Here is a 17,666-nt window from a genome sequence, read left to right as displayed (position 1 = left end):
TAATGAAACAGCTATATATCCTTTTATTTCCACTGCTTGTATTAGCCTGCGGAAACTCAGAAAAGACAGAAGAAACAACTACGAAAGAAGAAACACATTCCGACGAACTAGTAATTAGTAAAGCGCAATTTGAAGGCGAAAAAATGGCATTTGGAAACTTAGCCGAATACGATTTTAACGAGTCTGTAAAAGTTAATGGAATGATCGATGTGCCACCAGAAAATAAGTCAAGCATTTCTACTTTTATTGGTGGATACGTTACCAAAACCCCATTGCTAATTGGTGATAAAGTAAAAAAAGGGCAACTTTTAGTAAGTCTTGAAAACACAGAATTTGTAGAAATACAACAAAGTTATTTGGAACTCGCCGAGCAACTTAACTATCTTAAATCGGAATTCGACAGACAAAAAACCTTATTTGAGGAGCAAATTACCTCCCAAAAAAACTATCTTAAAGCAGAAAGTGCTTACAAAAGCAGTTTAGCCAACTACAATGGTTTGCGCAAAAAATTGCAAATGATGCATATTAACCCTAAAAATGTAGAACAAGGAAATTTTACTTCTAATATTAATATATACGCACCTATAGATGGGTTTGTAACAAAAATGAATGTTAGCAACGGCACCTACGTTTCGCCAAGCGATATGATATTAGAAATCGTTGACACAGAGCATATTCATTTAGAATTATCTGTTTTTGAAAAGGATATCATGAAAATTAAGAAGGATCAAAAAATCTTATTTCAAATTCCAGAAGTATCCAATAAAACCTATACCGCATCTGTGCACTTAGTTGGAACAACAATAGATGAAAAAACAAGACGTGTTCGAGTGCATGGTCACGTAGATAATGAGGAAGATAACTTTATTGTTGGTATGTTTGTAGAAGCAGAAATTATAACAAACCAAACCAAAGGAGTTGGTTTACCAAAATCCGCTATAATTGAAGTAGAAGATCATGCATTTGCTTTAATTCTAGAAGAACAAAATAACGCGGAATATCATGTAGAAAAAATAGTGCTAAACCTAGGTAAACAAACAGAAGATTATGTAGAAATTTTAAATGCGGAAGCTTTAAAAAACAAGCAAATCATAGTAAAAGGTACAAGCATGTTATTAAATGATAGTGAAGGAGGTCACAGCCATTAATCTATTAATATTTATACATTAAAATGAACCATTCTAAAACCGAAACACATAAACACGATCATCATAATTTAATTTTTGGACCTAAAACCGAGATTTATTTCTCCATACTTTGTGGTATCTTTTTAGTGCTTGGTTTTTCTATGGAAAAACTAACCGATTTACCAACCTGGGCAGCATTAGTTAGTTATATCTTATCTTATTTCTTCGGTGGGTATTTTATAAGTATCGAAGCTTATCAAAAAATATCTAAAGGAGGTTTTGATATAGATTTCTTAATGATTCTAGCTGCAATTGGAGCTGCTTATATAGGAAGTTGGGCAGAAGGAGCTTTACTTTTATTCCTTTTTAGCTTAGGGCACGCATTAGAGCATTACGCAATGAATAAGGCGCAAAAATCTATTGAAGCCTTAAGCGATTTATCCCCAAAAACAGCTTTAATTAAAAAGGGAAATAACATCAAAAGAATTCCGATTGAAGAGTTAGATGTCGGGGACATTATAGTTGTAAAACCAAATACAAAAATTGCTGCAGATGGTGTTATTATTACCGGAAGCAGTAGCATAAACCAAGCACCTATTACAGGAGAAAGCATGCCTATAGATAAAACGGCAATTGCTTCAACCGAGAACTTACCGGACTTTAAGCATATAGATAAAAGTCATATTGTATTTAGCGGAACCATAAATGGCGACAATAATATAGAAGTATTAGTACTAAAACTAAGCAAGGATTCTACCGTTGCAAGACTAGTAAAAATGGTTAGTGAGGTAGAAACACAAAAATCTCCTACACAACGATTAACCAAGAAGTTTGAGAAATGGTACGTGCCAATCGTTCTTATTGTTGTTACTCTTTTATGCTTTGCCTATGTTGTAATCGACGAAACTTTTGAGGAAAGTCTCTACAGAGCCATAACCGTTTTAGTTGCCGCAAGTCCTTGTGCATTGGCAATTTCTACACCAAGTGCAGTACTTAGTGGTGTTGCAAGAGCAGCCCAAAAAGGAGTTTTGATTAAAGGTGGAAAAGCCTTAGAAGACTTAGGAAGCATAACAACCATTGCTTTTGATAAAACAGGGACTTTAACCGAAGGAAAACCGAAACTTACCAATATTAATCCTTTAAATAATTTTGATAAAAACGAGTTTTTACAAATCGTTTTAGAAGTTGAAAGTTTAAGTAATCATCCACTAGCTAAGTCTATTTCAAAAGAAATTAAAGAGCAGTATCATTTAGATTTTAAGCATATTGCTACAGATATTGAAGCAATTCAAGGAAAAGGAATTACCGCCTTATATAAAGGCTCTAAAGTTTTTATTGGAAACCTTAAACTAATGCAAGATGAAGGAATAAAAGTTTCTGAAGCGACAATCTCTCAAATGGAAAACCTCTTAAAGGGCGGTCATACCGTGATGCTTGTAGCATATGAACACAAAATAATTGGTGTTATTAGCGTTATGGACGTTCCTAGAGCATCTGCAGCAAGCACCTTAAGGAAACTTACTTCCATTGGTATTAAACGAATGATAATGCTTACAGGAGACCATCAAAATGTTGGAGATGCTATTGCGAAGCAAATTGGCTTAACAGAAGCAAAAGGGAACCTGCTACCTGAAGATAAAGTATCGGCAATTGAAAGTTTACTAGCTACAGATGGCGAAATTGCAATGGTTGGTGACGGTGTAAATGATGCTCCAGCTATGGCCCTAAGCACCGTTGGTATAGCAATGGGAGCTGCAGGAAGCGATGTAGCTTTAGAAACTGCAGATGTAGCTTTAATGTCGGATAAAATTGAAAGACTACCTTTTGTAATAGGCTTAAGTAGAGAGTCTAAACGTATTATTAAACAAAACCTCTTTATCAGCTTAGGGGTAGTTATCATACTAGTACCAGTAACCATCTTAGGGTTAACTAACATCGGACTTGCAGTACTTTTTCACGAAGGTTCAACCATTGTGGTAGTGGTAAACGCACTAAGGTTATTAGCTTATAAAAAATACTTATAACAATAGCTTTCTGAAGTACAGAAAGCTCTAAAAAAGAAAAACCCAAGGGAATCTCTTGGGTTTTTTTATATTTCTACTTTCGTTAGAATTATTGCATTTTTTGAAGCCAATGTTTTACATCTACTTCTGCATTAATAATATCTTTTAAGTCTGCAATCTTCACACGTTTTTGTTCCATAGTATCTCTATGACGTATAGTAACAGAATCATCTTCTAAAGAATCGTGATCTACTGTTATACAAAATGGCGTACCTGCCGCATCTTGTCTTCTATAACGTTTTCCTACAGCATCTTTTTCATCGTAAAACACGTTGAAATCCCATTTTAAATCTTCTACTATCTGTTTTGCAACTTCTGGTAGACCATCTTTTTTAACTAATGGGAAAATTGCCGCTTTTACAGGTGCTAAAACTGCTGGCAGTTTTAATACCGTTCTTGTGGTATTGTTTTCTAATTCTTCTTCCACTAAAGAATTAGAGAAAACTGCTAAGAACATTCTGTCTAAACCAATTGAGGTTTCTAAAACATACGGTGTATAACTCGCTTTTTCTTCATGGTCAAAATACTGTAGTTTTTTACCAGAAAACTCCTCGTGTTGTTTTAAATCGAAATCTGTTCTAGAGTGAATTCCTTCTAATTCTTTAAATCCGAATGGGAATTTAAATTCAATATCTGTTGCAGCATCAGCATAATGTGCTAATTTTTCGTGGTCATGGAAACGGTAGTTTTCTACTCCCATACCAAGCGAATGATGCCATTTTAATCTAGTTTCTTTCCAATACTCAAACCATTCTTTTTGTGTTCCTGGTTTGATAAAGAATTGCATTTCCATTTGTTCAAACTCACGCATTCTAAAAATAAATTGTCTTGCAACAATTTCGTTTCTAAAAGCTTTTCCTGTTTGTGCAATTCCGAAAGGTATTTTCATACGCCCTGTTTTTTGCACATTCAAGAAGTTTACAAAAATTCCTTGTGCGGTTTCAGGTCGTAAATATAAATCCATTGCAGTGTCTGCAGAAGCACCAAGTTTAGTTCCAAACATTAAGTTAAACTGCTTAACTTCTGTCCAGTTTCTGCTCCCTGTTAAAGGATCTGCAATTTCTAATTCTTCAATAAGTGCTTTTACATCGGCTAAATCTTCAGCTTCTAAAGATTTTCCCATTCTTGTTAGAATGCTATCAATTTTTTCTTGATATCCTAAAACACGTGGGTTTGTAGAAAGAAACTCTTCTTTATTAAAAGCTTCACCAAAGCGTTTTTGTGCTTTAGCTACTTCTTTATCTATTTTGCCTTCAATTTTAGCACAATAGTCTTCAATTAAAACATCTGCTCTATAGCGTTTTTTAGAATCCTTATTATCAATTAAAGGATCGTTAAAAGCATCTACGTGGCCAGAAGCTTTCCAGGTTGTCGGATGCATAAAGATAGAGGAGTCAATACCCACAATATTGTCATGCATCTGAACCATGGCTTTCCACCAATAGTCGCGAATGTTCTTTTTTAACTCTGCTCCGTTTTGAGCATAGTCATAAACTGCACTTAATCCGTCGTAGATTTCACTACTCTGGAATACGTAACCATACTCCTTTGCGTGAGAGATTACTTTTTTAAATTGATCGTCTTGATTTGCCATATTGCAAAAATAGAAAACCACTCCATATTAATGGAATGGTTTATCTTAAATTATTAGTTAATTTTTATTGTAATACAATGCTGTTACTTCCTATTAATGTTGTATTTTGAAACACATGAACCTGAAATCTTCCTGGTTTAAGTTCTTCATTTTCAAAAATACTAATTTTTAAGCAAGTTTTAATAGTTTCCGGCATGTTTTCAATAGTGGTTTTTCCACTATAACTTATGTTTTCTCCTTGATACTTTAGAGTTCCTCGTTGAGAAACAACATGATTATCTGAGTCTAGAATTTGTACGTAAATATTTTTATTTCCTTTAGCCGTAAACTCGTTACTTTCTATAGTTGCACAAACTTCAAAATGTTAAATGTTGGAAGTTGTATTGCTTTCTATCACTTCCATAGAGCGAGAGCTTGCAAGTGCTGAAACCTTAACATTCTCAGCTTTAAGCGCAGCAACCTTATTCACTAATTTTGATAAGCTATTATTTTTTGCAGCTAAAGCGGAAAGTCGAGATTTTTGGATATCTAATTGCTCGGAGGAAGCATCTACCTGATCCTGTAACTGCTTATTATTTCGTACTAACGAATCTATTTTACTAAAAATAAGCTCTCTTTCTTTTTTAAGAGATTGTACTTGATTTTTATAATGAGATAATAATGATACATCTGTTTTTGTTTCAGTCAAATAATTTAAAACAGATTGTATTCTTGTTTTAGAATCTTCTAACTGATTTTCAATAGTTTTATTTTCTGTCGTTACATCTTCATTTATAGACATCATTTCCACTAACTCATTTTGAATAAGAAGAACTTCTTGCCTCAAGAAATCTTCTTGTTTTTTAAATGAATTATAATTGAGAATGCTAAATGTACTTAAACCAGCAATTACTATTACTAACGCACCAATAATTAATCTGTTATTATAAGTTTTAGGGAAAACTAACATATTATTTATTTTACCATGCAAAACTAGCTGATTACTTTGTGAATACGCATTTTAATCGATGAGTAGCAAGAATAATTGTTAAAGCAATTTAATTTATAAGATTGCAATATTTTATGTATGTTTATTTCTATGTTTCAAGCAATTATCGATTTATTCTTTCCGAAAGTCTGTTTTGCATGTTATGCACTTCTAAAAGATTATGAAATGCATATTTGCACTACCTGTAGGCATAATTTACCGGTAACAAATTTTCATTCTAACGGTAATAATGCCATAGAAAAAATACTTTACGGACGTGCAAAAATAGAACAAGGAACAGCCTTACTGTGGTTTGAAAAAAAAGGCATTGTACAGCAACTTATTCATAATTTAAAATATAGAGGCTATGAAGATATTGGTGTTTTCTTGGGAGAATGGCTGGGCAATGAGCTAAAAGAAATAGAAGCTTACCACAATATTGATGTGGTTATTCCTGTACCATTGCATAAAAAGAAACGTAGAAAAAGAGGTTTTAACCAAGTAACCAAATTTGGAGAAGAAATAGCCAAAGCACTACAAGCGGACTTTAACGAGAATTGCTTAATAAAAATAACAAACACCAAATCGCAAGTAACGAAGAAACGTTTTGCTAGATGGCAGGCAAATCAAGAGCTTTTCACTATTAAAAACCCAGAACAGATAGAGAACAAACATATCTTATTAGTAGATGATATTATTACTACCGGCGCTACAATGGAAGCTTGCATAGAAGTTTTAAATAAAGCTAAAAATGTTAAAATAAGTATTGCTACAATGGCAATAGTTAATTGAGTGTTTTCAGAATGGCAAATAAGTTGTTTCTTTGTACCAAATCATGATACAAAATGCGTAATAAGCTTCAAAATATATTCTTTGTACTTACAATTAGCTTGATTATTATAAGTTGTGCAAATAGAGGAAACCCTAGTGGCGGACCAAAAGACACAACACCTCCTGAAATTATTAAGACTACTCCAGAAAATTACAGCACGAATTTTACAGGAAAAGAAATTAAAATATATTTTGATGAGTACGTAAAAATACAAAATTTACAGAAACAGCTTATTATTTCGCCACCAATGGAAAATGCTCCAGAAGTTACCCCACTTGGTACTGCGAGCAAGTATATTACCATAAAAATTAATGACACTTTAGCTGCGAATACAACCTACGCTTTTAACTTCGGGAATAGTATTCAGGATAATAACGAAGGAAACCCTTACTCCTACTATAAATTTGTAATTTCTACCGGAAGCTATATAGACTCGCTTTCTGTAAAAGGAGAGATTCTAGATGCCGCTTTACGCAAACCAGATGAATTTGTTTCCGTACGTTTATACGAAGTAGATAGCACATTTAACGACTCGATAGTTTATAACAAACTACCTAAGTATGTTACTAACACCTTAGATAGCACTACGACATTTAGCATAGATAATATTAAAGCAGGAAAGTATATGCTTGTTGCTTTAAAAGATGCAAATGAAGACAATAAGTTTCAGCAAAAAACAGACAAAATTGGTTTTCATCAAGACTTTATAACGGTTCCTTCAGACACATCATACACTTTAAAATTATTTAAAGAAGAAGCTGAATTCTCTATAATACGTCCTCGCTTAATTTCGGGCGAAAAAATTGCTTTTGGCTTTCAAGGAGGTTATAAAGACAGTAAAATCCAAATAAATTCAGAACTTCCTCAAGATTTTAAATCGGTGGTAACCAAAGATCCTAAAACCGATTCTTTATACTATTGGTACAAGCCAAGATTTAAAGATACAGACTCTTTGCTTTTTACCGTGAAGAATAAAAAATATTCGGAAGATTTTACCGTAAAAATAAGCGAACAACCTAGAGATACTTTAATAATAGAAGCCAGCCCAAAAAGAGGTCTTGGATTTAATGAAGACTTTAAAATAAGTGCTAATGTACCTTTGGTGAATTTTGATGAAAAAAAACTTACTATTTTAGATAAAGATTCTCTAAATATAACTTACCAAACTGCTTTTGACACCTTAAGCAACACCTATACTTTTGCTTTTGATAAAACGGAATCCAACCGATATAAAGTACAGGTTTTACCGGAAGCCTTTGTCGATTTTTTCGGAAATAAAAACGATACCCTAAACTTTAATCTAAGCACCAGGAAGTTTGCCGATTATGGTAATGTAAGAGTTACATTATACAATGCAAAATATCCTGTAATTGCGCAGTTAACAGATGCTAAGGGAGAAGTAAAAGCAGAAAAGTACAGCACGAAGCAGGAACCTTTAGATTTTAGCTACCTAGAGCCTGGAAAATATTATCTACGTGTGGTTTTTGACAGCAATAAAAATGGAAAATACGATGCTGGAAACTATCTGAAGAAATTACAACCAGAGCGAATAAGCCATTTTAACGAAGAAATTGAAGTACGTGCAAATTGGGATCCAATTATAGACTTTACACTTTTAGACTAAAAGCATCTCTATCACCTAAAAAATGTAACCTTTCGCGATATTTTTTAATATGACTTTTACTTAATATCACCACTTCTGTTTGCTCTTTACCCAATGCGATATTTGTGATTTTTTCACCCAAAACATCGTAAACTGCAGAGCTTCCAGAATACGCATAGTCGTTCACATCATATCCAACTCTATTTACACCTACGCAATAAGCCATGTTTTCTATAGCACGAGCTTTCAGAAGAGCATCCCAAGCAGTGGTCCTAATTTTTGGCCAACTAGCAATATAAATTAGCATATCGTAGTCTTCGGTATTTCTTGCCCAAACAGGAAAACGCAAGTCATAACAGACAAGCGGACAAATTTTCCATCCCTTGTATGCTACAATAATCTTTTTATTTCCGGCCTGATACACCCTGTCCTCACCAGCTAGGGTGAAAGTATGGCGTTTATCATATAACTCCGTTTTTCCGTCTGGATGCACAAATAAAAGTCGGTTGTAAAATTTTTTATCTTCCTTTATAACGATACTTCCAACAAGTGCTGCTTTACTACTTTTTGCAGTTTCCTGCATCCATTTTACAGAATCTCCCTGCATGGTTTCTGCAACTCTTTCTGGTTGCATTGTAAAACCTGTAGTAAACATTTCAGGAAGCACTATAAGATCTACCTCTTCTGTAATGGCGTGTATTTTTTTTGTGAATTGTGCTCTATTTGCTTTTGCATCTTCCCACACCAAATCAGATTGAATAACTGCTATTTTTAAATTTTCTTCCATAGTTTAAAAGTACGAAGTTTTACATAATTATACTATAGGAATAATAGTCACAATATTTGGAAATAAAAAATCTAGATACATGAATTTCATATACCTAGATTTGAATAAGAGTTTTACTTGAAAAATATACTAAGATCTAGATAAGTTTCTGTTTGCCTTTCTAACATCCTCGTTGTATCCTTCTATTCTTTTAAGCCATTTTGCTTCGTCTTTAGGAGATAGTTTACCTCTTTTCTTTAGCTTTTCGTATTTTGCTTCAGAACGAGCTAATTTATCTTTTGCTCTTGCTAGTCTATTTTGAGCCTTTTCTTTCTTCTTTAAAGCTTTTTCTAGCTGTTTCTGCTTCTTTACTGCCTTTTTTAATTCCTTTTCCTGCTTTTTAAGTGCTTTTTGACGTTCTTTCTCCTCTTTTTCAGCCCTCTTTATTGCTTGCTGCTTTTCCTTTTCTAATGCTTCAAGCTGCTTTGCTTTTTCTACTTCTATTTGTTGGATCTCGGATTTCTTAGAGAAGATCTGCATTTTTTGCTCTTCTGTCAACTCATTAGTTACATCAACACCCTCTTTTAAAATAATTTCGTTTTTTACTTCATAAGTCACATCTTCCAATACAATTTGTTGCGCAAAACCAAAAGCAGTTGCTACGAATAATAGACTAGATAAAATATATTTTTTTGTATGCATTTTTTATAAGTTTTATGTTGCTATATACTAATCAAAAACACTGCCAAATGCGAGGATTATTTTTAAATATTATTTAAAATATCTGCAGCCTTTTTTAGCGTCTCATCGGTCTTGGCAAAACAGAATCGCAACACCTTGTCATCCTTATTGTTTTCGTTAAAAACTGAAAGTGGAATTCCAGCTACTTTATTTTCTATAGTCAATCTTTTTGCGAAATCCACATCGTATTCTTGGGTGATTTCAGAAAAATCTAAAACCTGAAAATAGGTCCCCTTTGCTGCTTGAAATTGAAACCTGGAATCTTTTATCAAACGTAAAAACAAATCTCTTTTTTCTTGATAAAAAGAAGAGAGCTCTAAATAATGATTGGGCTCTTGTAAATAATCTGCCAACCCTTTTTGCATTGGGTGATTTACAGAAAACACATTAAACTGATGCACTTTTCTAAATTCTTCCATGAGTTCTTTTGCTGCACAGCAGTAGCCCATTTTCCAACCGGTATTATGAAAGGTTTTTCCAAAAGAGGCCGTAATAAAACTTCTAGCTTTTAAATCGGGATACAAACAGGCACTTTGGTGTTTATTTCCGTCAAAAATAATATGCTCATAAACCTCATCGCTTAAAACAATAATATTGGTGTTTTTCGTGATATCTTGAAGTGCTAACATATCTGCTTCCGTAAAAACGGTACCGCTTGGATTTTGTGGCGTATTGATAATAATCATTTTGGTTTTACTATGCACCTTTTCTCTTACAGCATTCCAATCAATACTATAATTTGGTGCTGCCAATTGTATAGCAATCGTTTTTCCACCATGTAATTCTATTGCCGGTTCATAACAATCATAAGCAGGTTTAAATAGAATTACTTCATCGTCTTGTCTAATAAAAGCAGAGATAATAGTAAAAATCGCCTGTGTTGCCCCAGCAGTTATGGTAATTTCGGTTTCGGGATGATAACTAGTTCCGTAAAGCCTTTCAAATTTTCTGGAAATTGCTTTATTCAACTCTAAATTCCCTGGCATGGGAGCATATTGATTGTAGCCGTTTTGCATTGCTTTACTAACCAAGTCTTTTAAAAGCGGATCACTTTTAAAATTAGGGAATCCTTGTGATAAATTAATGGCATCGTGCTTGTTTGCCAATGCACTCATAATAGAGAAAATATTTGTTCCTATATTAGGAAGTTTAGTTAGATGCTTCATGCTATTAATATAAACAATTCTTATCACATAAATTTAGACCTTTTTAACATCTTTTATAATTGGGTTTTCTATCTTTGAAGTTATTCAAAAAATTAAATTATGAAATTCTTTAAACTCCTGTTACTATTAGTAACAATGAACCTTTCTGCACAGCAAGGTGGTATGTGGATTCCTTCCCTTTTAGAAGGTATGAACGAAACAGAAATGACCAATCTTGGTAGTAAACTTACTGCGCAAGACATTTATGATGTAAACAACTCCAGCTTAAAAGACGCCATCGGACACTTTAATGGTGGTTGTACTAGTGAAGTAATTAGTGATAAAGGTTTAATTTTAACAAACCATCACTGTGGATTCGGGCAAATCCAATCGCATTCTTCCTTAGAAAACGATTATTTAAAAGATGGTTTCTGGGCTATGTCTCTAGAAGAAGAATTACCTAATGAAGGTTTATATATTGAATTCATTGTTAGCATTGCAGACGTAACAGAAGAAGTTCTTGCTGTTGTAAGTGATGATTTAACAGAAAAAGAAAAACAATCTGTTATTGACCAAAACAGTAACGGAATCATGAAAAATTGGCCTAGAGAATCTTGGCAAGACGTAAAAATTAAATCATTTTACAAAGGAAACCAATACTTCCTTTTTGTTACAGAACGTTTTGAAGACATTCGTTTAGTAGGTGCTCCACCTAGCAGTATCGGTAAATTTGGAAGTGACACAGATAACTGGGTATTTCCAAGACACACTGGAGATTTCGCTATGTTCCGTATTTATGCAGATGAAAATAACAGACCTGCAAAATACAGCAAAGACAATAAACCTTATAAGCCAAAGCACTTCTTACCTATTTCTTTAGATGGTGTTGAAGAAGGTGATTTCACTATGGTATTTGGATTCCCAGGAAGAACAGACGAATACCTTCCTGCAGTAGCTATTGAACATATTACAAAAGAATTCAACCCTACAAATATCGCTATTCGAGAAGCTGCATTAGAAGTTATTGATGCTAAAATGCAAGAAAGTGACGAGGTAAGAATTAAATATGCTTCTAAACAAGCAAGAATTGCTAATGCTTGGAAAAAATGGAAAGGAGAAAACTTAGGAATAGAAAAAAGTGATGCAGTTGCAAAAAGACGTGAATTTGAAGCAACATTCACAAAGGCTTTAGCAGAAAAAGGTTTAGAAGACAAATACGGAAACATCTTACCAGAATTTGATAAACTATATAGCGAATTCGCTCCGGTAAATATTAAACGCAGAAACTTTATTGAAGTATTCTTAGTTACCAATGAGCTAATGCAAATGACTTTTAGAGCTTACCAAATGGAACAAGCAATTACTGCTAAGCCAGAAATATTTGAGCAAGCGAAAGAAAGCTTCGCTTCAACGCTTAAAGGCATCCATAAAAACTATGACGCAGATTTAGATAAAGGGGTTTTCAACAATGTAATGCCTTTTTATAATGATCATGTAGATGCTTCTATCTACGAAAAAACGGCTTTTACGAATCTAGAAGATGCTTTAGCTCTTTTAGAAGGAAAACCTAAAGATGTATTGAAAAAATTGAATAAAGATGCTGCATATAAATATGCAAAGCCTATGATTGAAGATTTTTACAATAATGTAGACAAAGAGTTCCAAGAGAAAAACGAGCCTATTACAGCATTACAGACAAATTATATGACTGCTTTAATGGAAGCTTTACCAAACGCTCGTTACTTCCCAGATGCTAACAGTACTCTTCGTGTTACTTATGGACAAGTAAGAGGATACTCGCCAAGAGATGCTGTTTACTACAACCCTGTAAGTTATTTAGATGGTGTTATAGAAAAATACATTCCTGGAGATTATGAGTTTGATGTTCCAGAAAAACTTATTGAATTATACGAAAACAAAGATTACGGACAATACGCAGATACTAACGGAAAAGTTCCTGTTTGTTTCTTAGGAACAAACCATACAACAGGAGGAAACTCTGGAAGCCCTGCTATTGATGCTCACGGTAACTTAGTGGGACTAAACTTTGATAGAGTTTGGGAAGGAACTATGAGTGATATGAATTACGATCCAGAGATTTGCCGTAACATTATGGTAGACCTACGTTATGTACTTTTTATAGTTGATAAATATGCTGGAGCAAAACATCTAATCGATGAAATGAAATTAGTACACCCAAAGAAAAAGTAATTACTTTCAAACAAAAAAGGCTAGAGATAAACTCTAGCCTTTTTTTATAATAATTTTCACTTATTAATAACGTTTTAAGTTTTGCTCTAAATCTTGAACGTCTTGCTCTAAACCTTTTAATTTTTCTTCCCATTTCTCAATTGCAACAGGAGATAATTTTCCTCTATCTAATCGCTTTTGATATTTAGCTCTTTGCTTTTTCAGTTTGTTTTTAGCCTGAAAGAAATCTTTTCTAGCATCCTCTTTTGCTTTCATTTTCTTCTCCAACTCCTTTTGCTTCTTTTCAGCTTCCTTTCTTGCCTTTTCTGCTTTTTTCTGAGCTGCTTCTAATGCTTCTTTTTTTTCTTTAGCTTCTTTTTCAAAAGCCAATCTTTGATCTAAAATCTCTTGGATTTCTGTTTTCTCTTCGCTTGATAATTCTTCCGTAACATCTGCTCCGTTAGAATAGAATTTACCCCCTTTTAGTTCATAAACTCTTCCGTCTGTTGTAATTACCTTTTCTGTACTTCCGCAAGAAAAACATAATAAAATAGCAAAGACCGATGCTACTTTAAAAAATTGAAATGTTTTCATTATATATTTTATTTGTTTTTAAATAATTTCCATTTTCTTTAATAAGAAACTTGCATTCATATTCTGACAAATTCCCTGCTTTAATTTATAATCAAAAAAGAGCTCGTCATTAATAATTTCAGCATCAAAATAATAGTTTTTTACTTCTTCTAATTCTTTTTCAATTTTGCACAAACTCAGGTCATGAGTAGCAATAATTCCTATAGCATTTTTAGAAACAAGCTTTTCTACAAATTTACGGGAACCTATTGCTTTATCGGTAGAATTTGTTCCTTTTAAAATTTCATCTAAAATAATAAAGTACCTATCGTCTTTTAAAGTGTCTACAATAAATTTTAAACGCGTTAATTCACTAAAGAAATAACTACTATCATCGGTTAGCGAATCGCTAGTACGCATGCTTGTAATCAATTTTATCGGGTTGTACTTACTAGATGAAGCACAAACCGGCAAACCAACATTTGCCATAACAATATGAAGGGAAACGGTTCTTAAAAAAGTACTTTTTCCTGCCATATTTGCTCCTGTTACTATAAAAAACTGCTGATCGCCTATTAGTAAATCACTTGTAATACGTTTGGAAGCATCTAATAAAGGGTGTCCTAAATCTTTAGCATGAATAACTTCATTTGTATTCACAATTTCTGGAATAACATAGTCTGGATGATTAAACACATAATTACCCAAAGTATTATATGTATCGAAAAAAGAAACTACCTCAAACCAATGCGCTACCGTGGTTTTATATTGTGCTATCCATTGCTCTATCTGGTAGGCATTTCTTAAATCAGACAAAAAATATCCATTTGCAAAAATGGCATAGAGGAAATTATTTCGATTATCTAAAGCATCTAAATTTTTGGAAAACTGCTGAAAAATAAAGGAAGCCTTTTTAGATTCTTGCTGAATATATGCTTGCTTTTCCTTTAATAAGGCAGAGCTAAAATTCGCTGATTCTATTTGCTCTAATAATGAAGCATACTGCTTAAAGGTGTCTTTTACAATATCTGTATTTGCAGAAAGCATATTTATTTTCTTCAAATAAACCCCCGATATCCCCAAACCTAATAGCAACCAAAAACCAACATACAAAAAGGATATGACATTAAAAATTGCTAAAAGTAAGATCATTATAGAACAAACAGTGAACACAAGTGGTAAAACACGAATGATTTTTGGCAAAAAGGAACTGTGGTTTTTAAGCCAATCTACTATCTGTAAAGCCGGCGTTTCTGTTTTTATCAGACTCGCAACTGCAGAAAAATGTTGTCGCCATGTAGGTTTTTCAGCTAATTCCTTTATAGCTTCTTGTCGAGATGCAATCGATGTAATATTATTTGCAGTAAGTTCTGCCACTAAGGCTTTTGCTCCTTCTTCGGTAGCAGTTCTATTTATAAACTGAAAGAAAGAACCTTTACCGAACAAATCTATATCTAAACTAAAAGCATGATTAGGGTTTTGAAATTGTAAACCATCTTCTCTATCATGAAAATCTCCGGAAGCTATTTTTAATTCTTCTTCATTAATAGCAACCAAAGCCTTCTTTAAATGATGCTGCGCTTTTAAATCGGTGTATTTAGATAGAAGAACAGCAAAGCCAACTATTCCTGCTATTAATATTAGTACAGCGATTTGAAGATTGCTAAAAGTAAAATAAACAGCTACAAAAGTGGATACAAACACAAGTAGTCGAGCGACACTTAAAGTAGTTAGTTTTTGAAACAATAGCTTAACATCTTTTTGATGTTGTTCAAGCGCTTGTTTATAAAATGTATTCGGGTTTTCCATAACTAAGATTGAAATGTAAAGAAACAAAAATCCCAAGACATTGCTTGGGATGTATACAAGCTTAAGCTTTATTACAGTATAAAAATTACTCTAAACTAACCTATAGTTCTTGTTTAACAAATAATAACGCCTATCAAAACCTAAATAAATCTAAAACATAAATGCAACACAGATACAGAAACCGGAAAATATAACATACTGTATTTCTATATGACAACTAATAGATATGCATAAAACACTCTTACTCTTTGATAATTTTGTGTTGATATATTTTTTGTCCTTGCTGCAAAGTTAAAATATAAGTCCCCGCCTGTAAATGATGTACATTAATATGGTCTTCGTATTTTTTAAAATTAAAAACACGTTGTCCATTTATACGGTATAAAAGCACTTGGGTAGTACGTAAATCTATATTCTTTATAAAAATTCTTTCCTCTGTAGGGTTTGGATATACAATAAAGTTATCACTTTCAAAACTATTTACACTTAATGTAGAACCTTCTACAATATTTAAAGTGCTATTAATTTCAGGATTATATATCACATCAATTATACCTGATGGCCAGATGACTTTAACTTGTGATATACTAGTATCCGAGCCTAAACCAAAATGGGTTGTTAAGGAACTCATATGTCTAAACCCGTCTCCAGATCTAACTTCGCGTATTTGCGCACCTAATGCACTTACTAGTTCTACTCTTGCCCCTATACCGTTTAAATTACTTCCGCTAGGATTATCTACATCACCTATAGTGTTTACTTTAATCCAATTATTTGAGTTACCTTCGTTTCTATACCAATTCCCATTACTGTTAAAAACATCTAGAAAACCATCGTCATTTAAATCACCTACAGCTCCCACAGAAAAGTACACATTGGCTTCCGTAAAGGTTAAATCCTGGTTGTTTATAAGAATTTTATTGCCCGCAGTAAAAATATCCAAATAACCATCATTATTAAAATCATGTGTTATATGCTCTATTCCCGTGTCAGTAAACGTATCTATCCCAGATCCATTGGTAATATCAGTAAAGGTACCATCTTGATTATTATGCATCAACTTATGGGAACCATCTATAAAGGTACTAGCGCCAACAAAAACATCCATCCAACCATCGTTGTCAAAATCACCCCAAGCAGAAGACCAGGTTTGAATAGGATCGTTTAAACCAGCAGATTCACTTACTTCATTGTAATTACCAAATCCGTCGTTTTGATAAAGTTGATTATATCTGGCGGATGCAGCAGCACCTCCACCGTTACACTTGGAAAGAAATAAATCTATATCACCATCATTATCATAATCTGTCCAAAGTGAAGCATAATTCCCTCCACTCGGTGAATCACCTAATCCTCCTTGGTTGTGTATTAAACTACCATTACCATCATTTAAATAAAATTGATTTGGACCAACGTCATGACAAACAAATGCATCTAAATATCCATCATTATTGATATCTACAAAATTAGTTCTCTGAGAAAAAACATACTCCGGACCCGAAGTTTCTAAATATGCGCTTCCATCATGATTGGCCTTCATAAAGGTAACACCATTTCCAGCGCCATACATTAAATCATTATAACCATTATCATCAATATCCCCAGCAGCAATACTCCAACTAGGCAAGAAATCTGCATTGGTAGTTGTGAATTCTTGAGCTATAAATTCTCCACTTGATTGCTGAAAATTAATATGTATTTGATTCTCACTTATTGCAACCACATCGTCTAAATAATCACCATTCATATCTACTACACAGTTTTTATATGTTCCCGTACTATTAATGGGAGTTGTAACAAAAGAAACTAAAGGAGCTACATAAACGCCTTCAGTTAACTCAAAATCAAATCCATCAGAACTCCAACGGTTATCAAAAACTATATAATATGTAGTGCCTGCTAAAGCAGTAAAGGAAGCTACTGACAAAAAACCAGAACCTCCGTCATCGTCTCCTGAGTGACAAACCAAGGAATCACAACTACCGCTATAAACTTGAAATCTAGTGTCGCCTCCTGCGTTTACATCTAAATCTGTGGATACTGTAATGGTGTAATTGTTGGTTGGTGTATAACGAAACCATTCTGCATTAGTTGCACTTTGGTTCCCGGTACACACTAAGCTTACACCTTCAGGACCATCTATGGTAGCAACTGTATGCATTCCTGCAGTAATTACTTGTGCACTAGAACAACTGTCTTGGGCAAATACGATAGCGCAATAAAATAAAGCAATAAGAAGGATGATTTTTTTCATAG

The 17,666-nt window shown here is 33.5% G+C and carries 14 protein-coding genes; 5 read left to right on the top strand and 9 right to left on the bottom strand.

The genetic code is table 11. The features are described from left to right. Nucleotides 1–2 precede the first annotated feature (2 nt). On the top strand, nt 3–1,148 hold the full coding sequence (locus tag DU428_RS03950; RefSeq protein ID WP_113965846.1) for an efflux RND transporter periplasmic adaptor subunit: 1,146 nt from the start codon (nt 3–5) through the stop codon (nt 1,146–1,148). Nucleotides 1,149–1,171: 23 nt separating this feature from the next. Beyond that, a complete protein-coding gene (locus tag DU428_RS03945; RefSeq protein WP_072347412.1) occupies nt 1,172–3,151 on the top strand; it encodes a heavy metal translocating P-type ATPase in 1,980 nt (659 codons plus the stop codon). Nucleotides 3,152–3,239: 88 nt separating this feature from the next. On the opposite strand, the gene DU428_RS03940 is transcribed toward DU428_RS03945, so the two are convergent. From DU428_RS03940 to DU428_RS03935, 3 genes are all read right to left on the bottom strand, one after another. Continuing rightward, nucleotides 3,240–4,784, bottom strand: a complete 1,545-nt coding sequence (locus tag DU428_RS03940; protein ID WP_072347414.1) for a glycine--tRNA ligase — start codon at nt 4,782–4,784, stop codon at nt 3,240–3,242. A 64-nt stretch (nt 4,785–4,848) separates the two neighbouring features. Next, nucleotides 4,849–4,980: a hypothetical protein gene (locus DU428_RS13580; RefSeq protein ID WP_262510470.1), complete on the bottom strand. Its 132-nt coding sequence runs from the start codon at nt 4,978–4,980 to the stop codon at nt 4,849–4,851. 168 nt (nt 4,981–5,148) lie between these two features. Continuing rightward, entirely contained in the window at nt 5,149–5,733 is a 585-nt protein-coding gene (locus DU428_RS03935) for a hypothetical protein (RefSeq protein WP_113965845.1), read from the bottom strand. 129 nt (nt 5,734–5,862) lie between these two features. On the opposite strand from DU428_RS03935, the gene DU428_RS03930 reads away from it, so the two are divergent. Continuing rightward, the gene (locus DU428_RS03930; RefSeq protein ID WP_072348836.1) at nt 5,863–6,543 is read left to right on the top strand and encodes a ComF family protein; all 681 of its coding nucleotides are present in this window, start codon (nt 5,863–5,865) and stop codon (nt 6,541–6,543) included. 53 nt (nt 6,544–6,596) lie between these two features. After that, nucleotides 6,597–8,207: an Ig-like domain-containing protein gene (locus DU428_RS03925; RefSeq protein WP_113965844.1), complete on the top strand. Its 1,611-nt coding sequence runs from the start codon at nt 6,597–6,599 to the stop codon at nt 8,205–8,207. Here DU428_RS03925 and DU428_RS03920 read toward each other — a convergent pair. From DU428_RS03920 to DU428_RS03910, 3 genes are all read right to left on the bottom strand, one after another. Then, nucleotides 8,191–8,973, bottom strand: a complete 783-nt coding sequence (locus tag DU428_RS03920; RefSeq protein WP_113965843.1) for an amidohydrolase — start codon at nt 8,971–8,973, stop codon at nt 8,191–8,193. The two genes, DU428_RS03925 and DU428_RS03920, sit on opposite strands and share 17 nt — an antisense overlap. A gap of 129 nt (nt 8,974–9,102) precedes the next feature. Next, a complete protein-coding gene (locus tag DU428_RS03915; protein WP_113965842.1) occupies nt 9,103–9,654 on the bottom strand; it encodes a hypothetical protein in 552 nt (183 codons plus the stop codon). A 62-nt stretch (nt 9,655–9,716) separates the two neighbouring features. Then, nucleotides 9,717–10,859: a methionine aminotransferase gene (locus DU428_RS03910; protein ID WP_113965841.1), complete on the bottom strand. Its 1,143-nt coding sequence runs from the start codon at nt 10,857–10,859 to the stop codon at nt 9,717–9,719. A gap of 99 nt (nt 10,860–10,958) precedes the next feature. On the opposite strand from DU428_RS03910, the gene DU428_RS03905 reads away from it, so the two are divergent. Next, entirely contained in the window at nt 10,959–13,049 is a 2,091-nt protein-coding gene (locus DU428_RS03905; RefSeq protein WP_113965840.1) for a S46 family peptidase, read from the top strand. Between the two features lie 63 nt (nt 13,050–13,112). Here the strand turns inward: DU428_RS03905 and DU428_RS03900 are convergent, their stop codons facing one another. From DU428_RS03900 to DU428_RS03890, 3 genes are all read right to left on the bottom strand, one after another. After that, the gene (locus tag DU428_RS03900; RefSeq protein ID WP_113965839.1) at nt 13,113–13,622 is read right to left on the bottom strand and encodes a hypothetical protein; all 510 of its coding nucleotides are present in this window, start codon (nt 13,620–13,622) and stop codon (nt 13,113–13,115) included. 18 nt (nt 13,623–13,640) lie between these two features. Then, nucleotides 13,641–15,410 (bottom strand): MutS-related protein, encoded by a 1,770-nt coding sequence (locus tag DU428_RS03895; protein ID WP_113965838.1) that lies wholly within the window; start codon nt 15,408–15,410, stop codon nt 13,641–13,643. A 241-nt stretch (nt 15,411–15,651) separates the two neighbouring features. Then, nucleotides 15,652–17,664 carry a CRTAC1 family protein gene (locus tag DU428_RS03890; RefSeq protein ID WP_113965837.1) on the bottom strand — a complete coding sequence of 671 codons (2,013 nt, stop codon included), beginning with the start codon at nt 17,662–17,664 and terminating at the stop codon, nt 15,652–15,654. Nucleotides 17,665–17,666 lie beyond the last annotated feature (2 nt).

It is taken from the genome of Oceanihabitans sediminis, assembly GCF_003337215.1.
In the GTDB taxonomy this organism is placed as follows: Bacteria; Bacteroidota; Bacteroidia; order Flavobacteriales; family Flavobacteriaceae; genus Oceanihabitans; species Oceanihabitans sediminis.
Note: the sequence above shows the minus strand (reverse complement) of the source record. Positions and strands in the feature narration are given on the sequence as shown.

What these genes read in the sequence shown, in the direction of transcription:
- DU428_RS03915 (WP_113965842.1), bottom strand. Translation starts at nt 9,654, where the DNA reads ATGCATACAAAAAAATATATTTTATCTAGTCTATTATTCGTAGCAACT.
- DU428_RS03935 (WP_113965845.1), bottom strand. Translation starts at nt 5,733, where the DNA reads ATGTTAGTTTTCCCTAAAACTTATAATAACAGATTAATTATTGGTGCG.
- DU428_RS03900 (WP_113965839.1), bottom strand. Translation starts at nt 13,622, where the DNA reads ATGAAAACATTTCAATTTTTTAAAGTAGCATCGGTCTTTGCTATTTTA.
- DU428_RS03950 (WP_113965846.1), top strand. Translation starts at nt 3, where the DNA reads ATGAAACAGCTATATATCCTTTTATTTCCACTGCTTGTATTAGCCTGC.
- DU428_RS03920 (WP_113965843.1), bottom strand. Translation starts at nt 8,973, where the DNA reads ATGGAAGAAAATTTAAAAATAGCAGTTATTCAATCTGATTTGGTGTGG.
- DU428_RS03910 (WP_113965841.1), bottom strand. Translation starts at nt 10,859, where the DNA reads ATGAAGCATCTAACTAAACTTCCTAATATAGGAACAAATATTTTCTCT.
- DU428_RS03890 (WP_113965837.1), bottom strand. Translation starts at nt 17,664, where the DNA reads ATGAAAAAAATCATCCTTCTTATTGCTTTATTTTATTGCGCTATCGTA.
- DU428_RS03895 (WP_113965838.1), bottom strand. Translation starts at nt 15,410, where the DNA reads ATGGAAAACCCGAATACATTTTATAAACAAGCGCTTGAACAACATCAA.
- DU428_RS03905 (WP_113965840.1), top strand. Translation starts at nt 10,959, where the DNA reads ATGAAATTCTTTAAACTCCTGTTACTATTAGTAACAATGAACCTTTCT.
- DU428_RS03930 (WP_072348836.1), top strand. Translation starts at nt 5,863, where the DNA reads ATGTTTCAAGCAATTATCGATTTATTCTTTCCGAAAGTCTGTTTTGCA.
- DU428_RS13580 (WP_262510470.1), bottom strand. Translation starts at nt 4,980, where the DNA reads ATGCCGGAAACTATTAAAACTTGCTTAAAAATTAGTATTTTTGAAAAT.
- DU428_RS03940 (WP_072347414.1), bottom strand. Translation starts at nt 4,784, where the DNA reads ATGGCAAATCAAGACGATCAATTTAAAAAAGTAATCTCTCACGCAAAG.
- DU428_RS03925 (WP_113965844.1), top strand. Translation starts at nt 6,597, where the DNA reads ATGCGTAATAAGCTTCAAAATATATTCTTTGTACTTACAATTAGCTTG.
- DU428_RS03945 (WP_072347412.1), top strand. Translation starts at nt 1,172, where the DNA reads ATGAACCATTCTAAAACCGAAACACATAAACACGATCATCATAATTTA.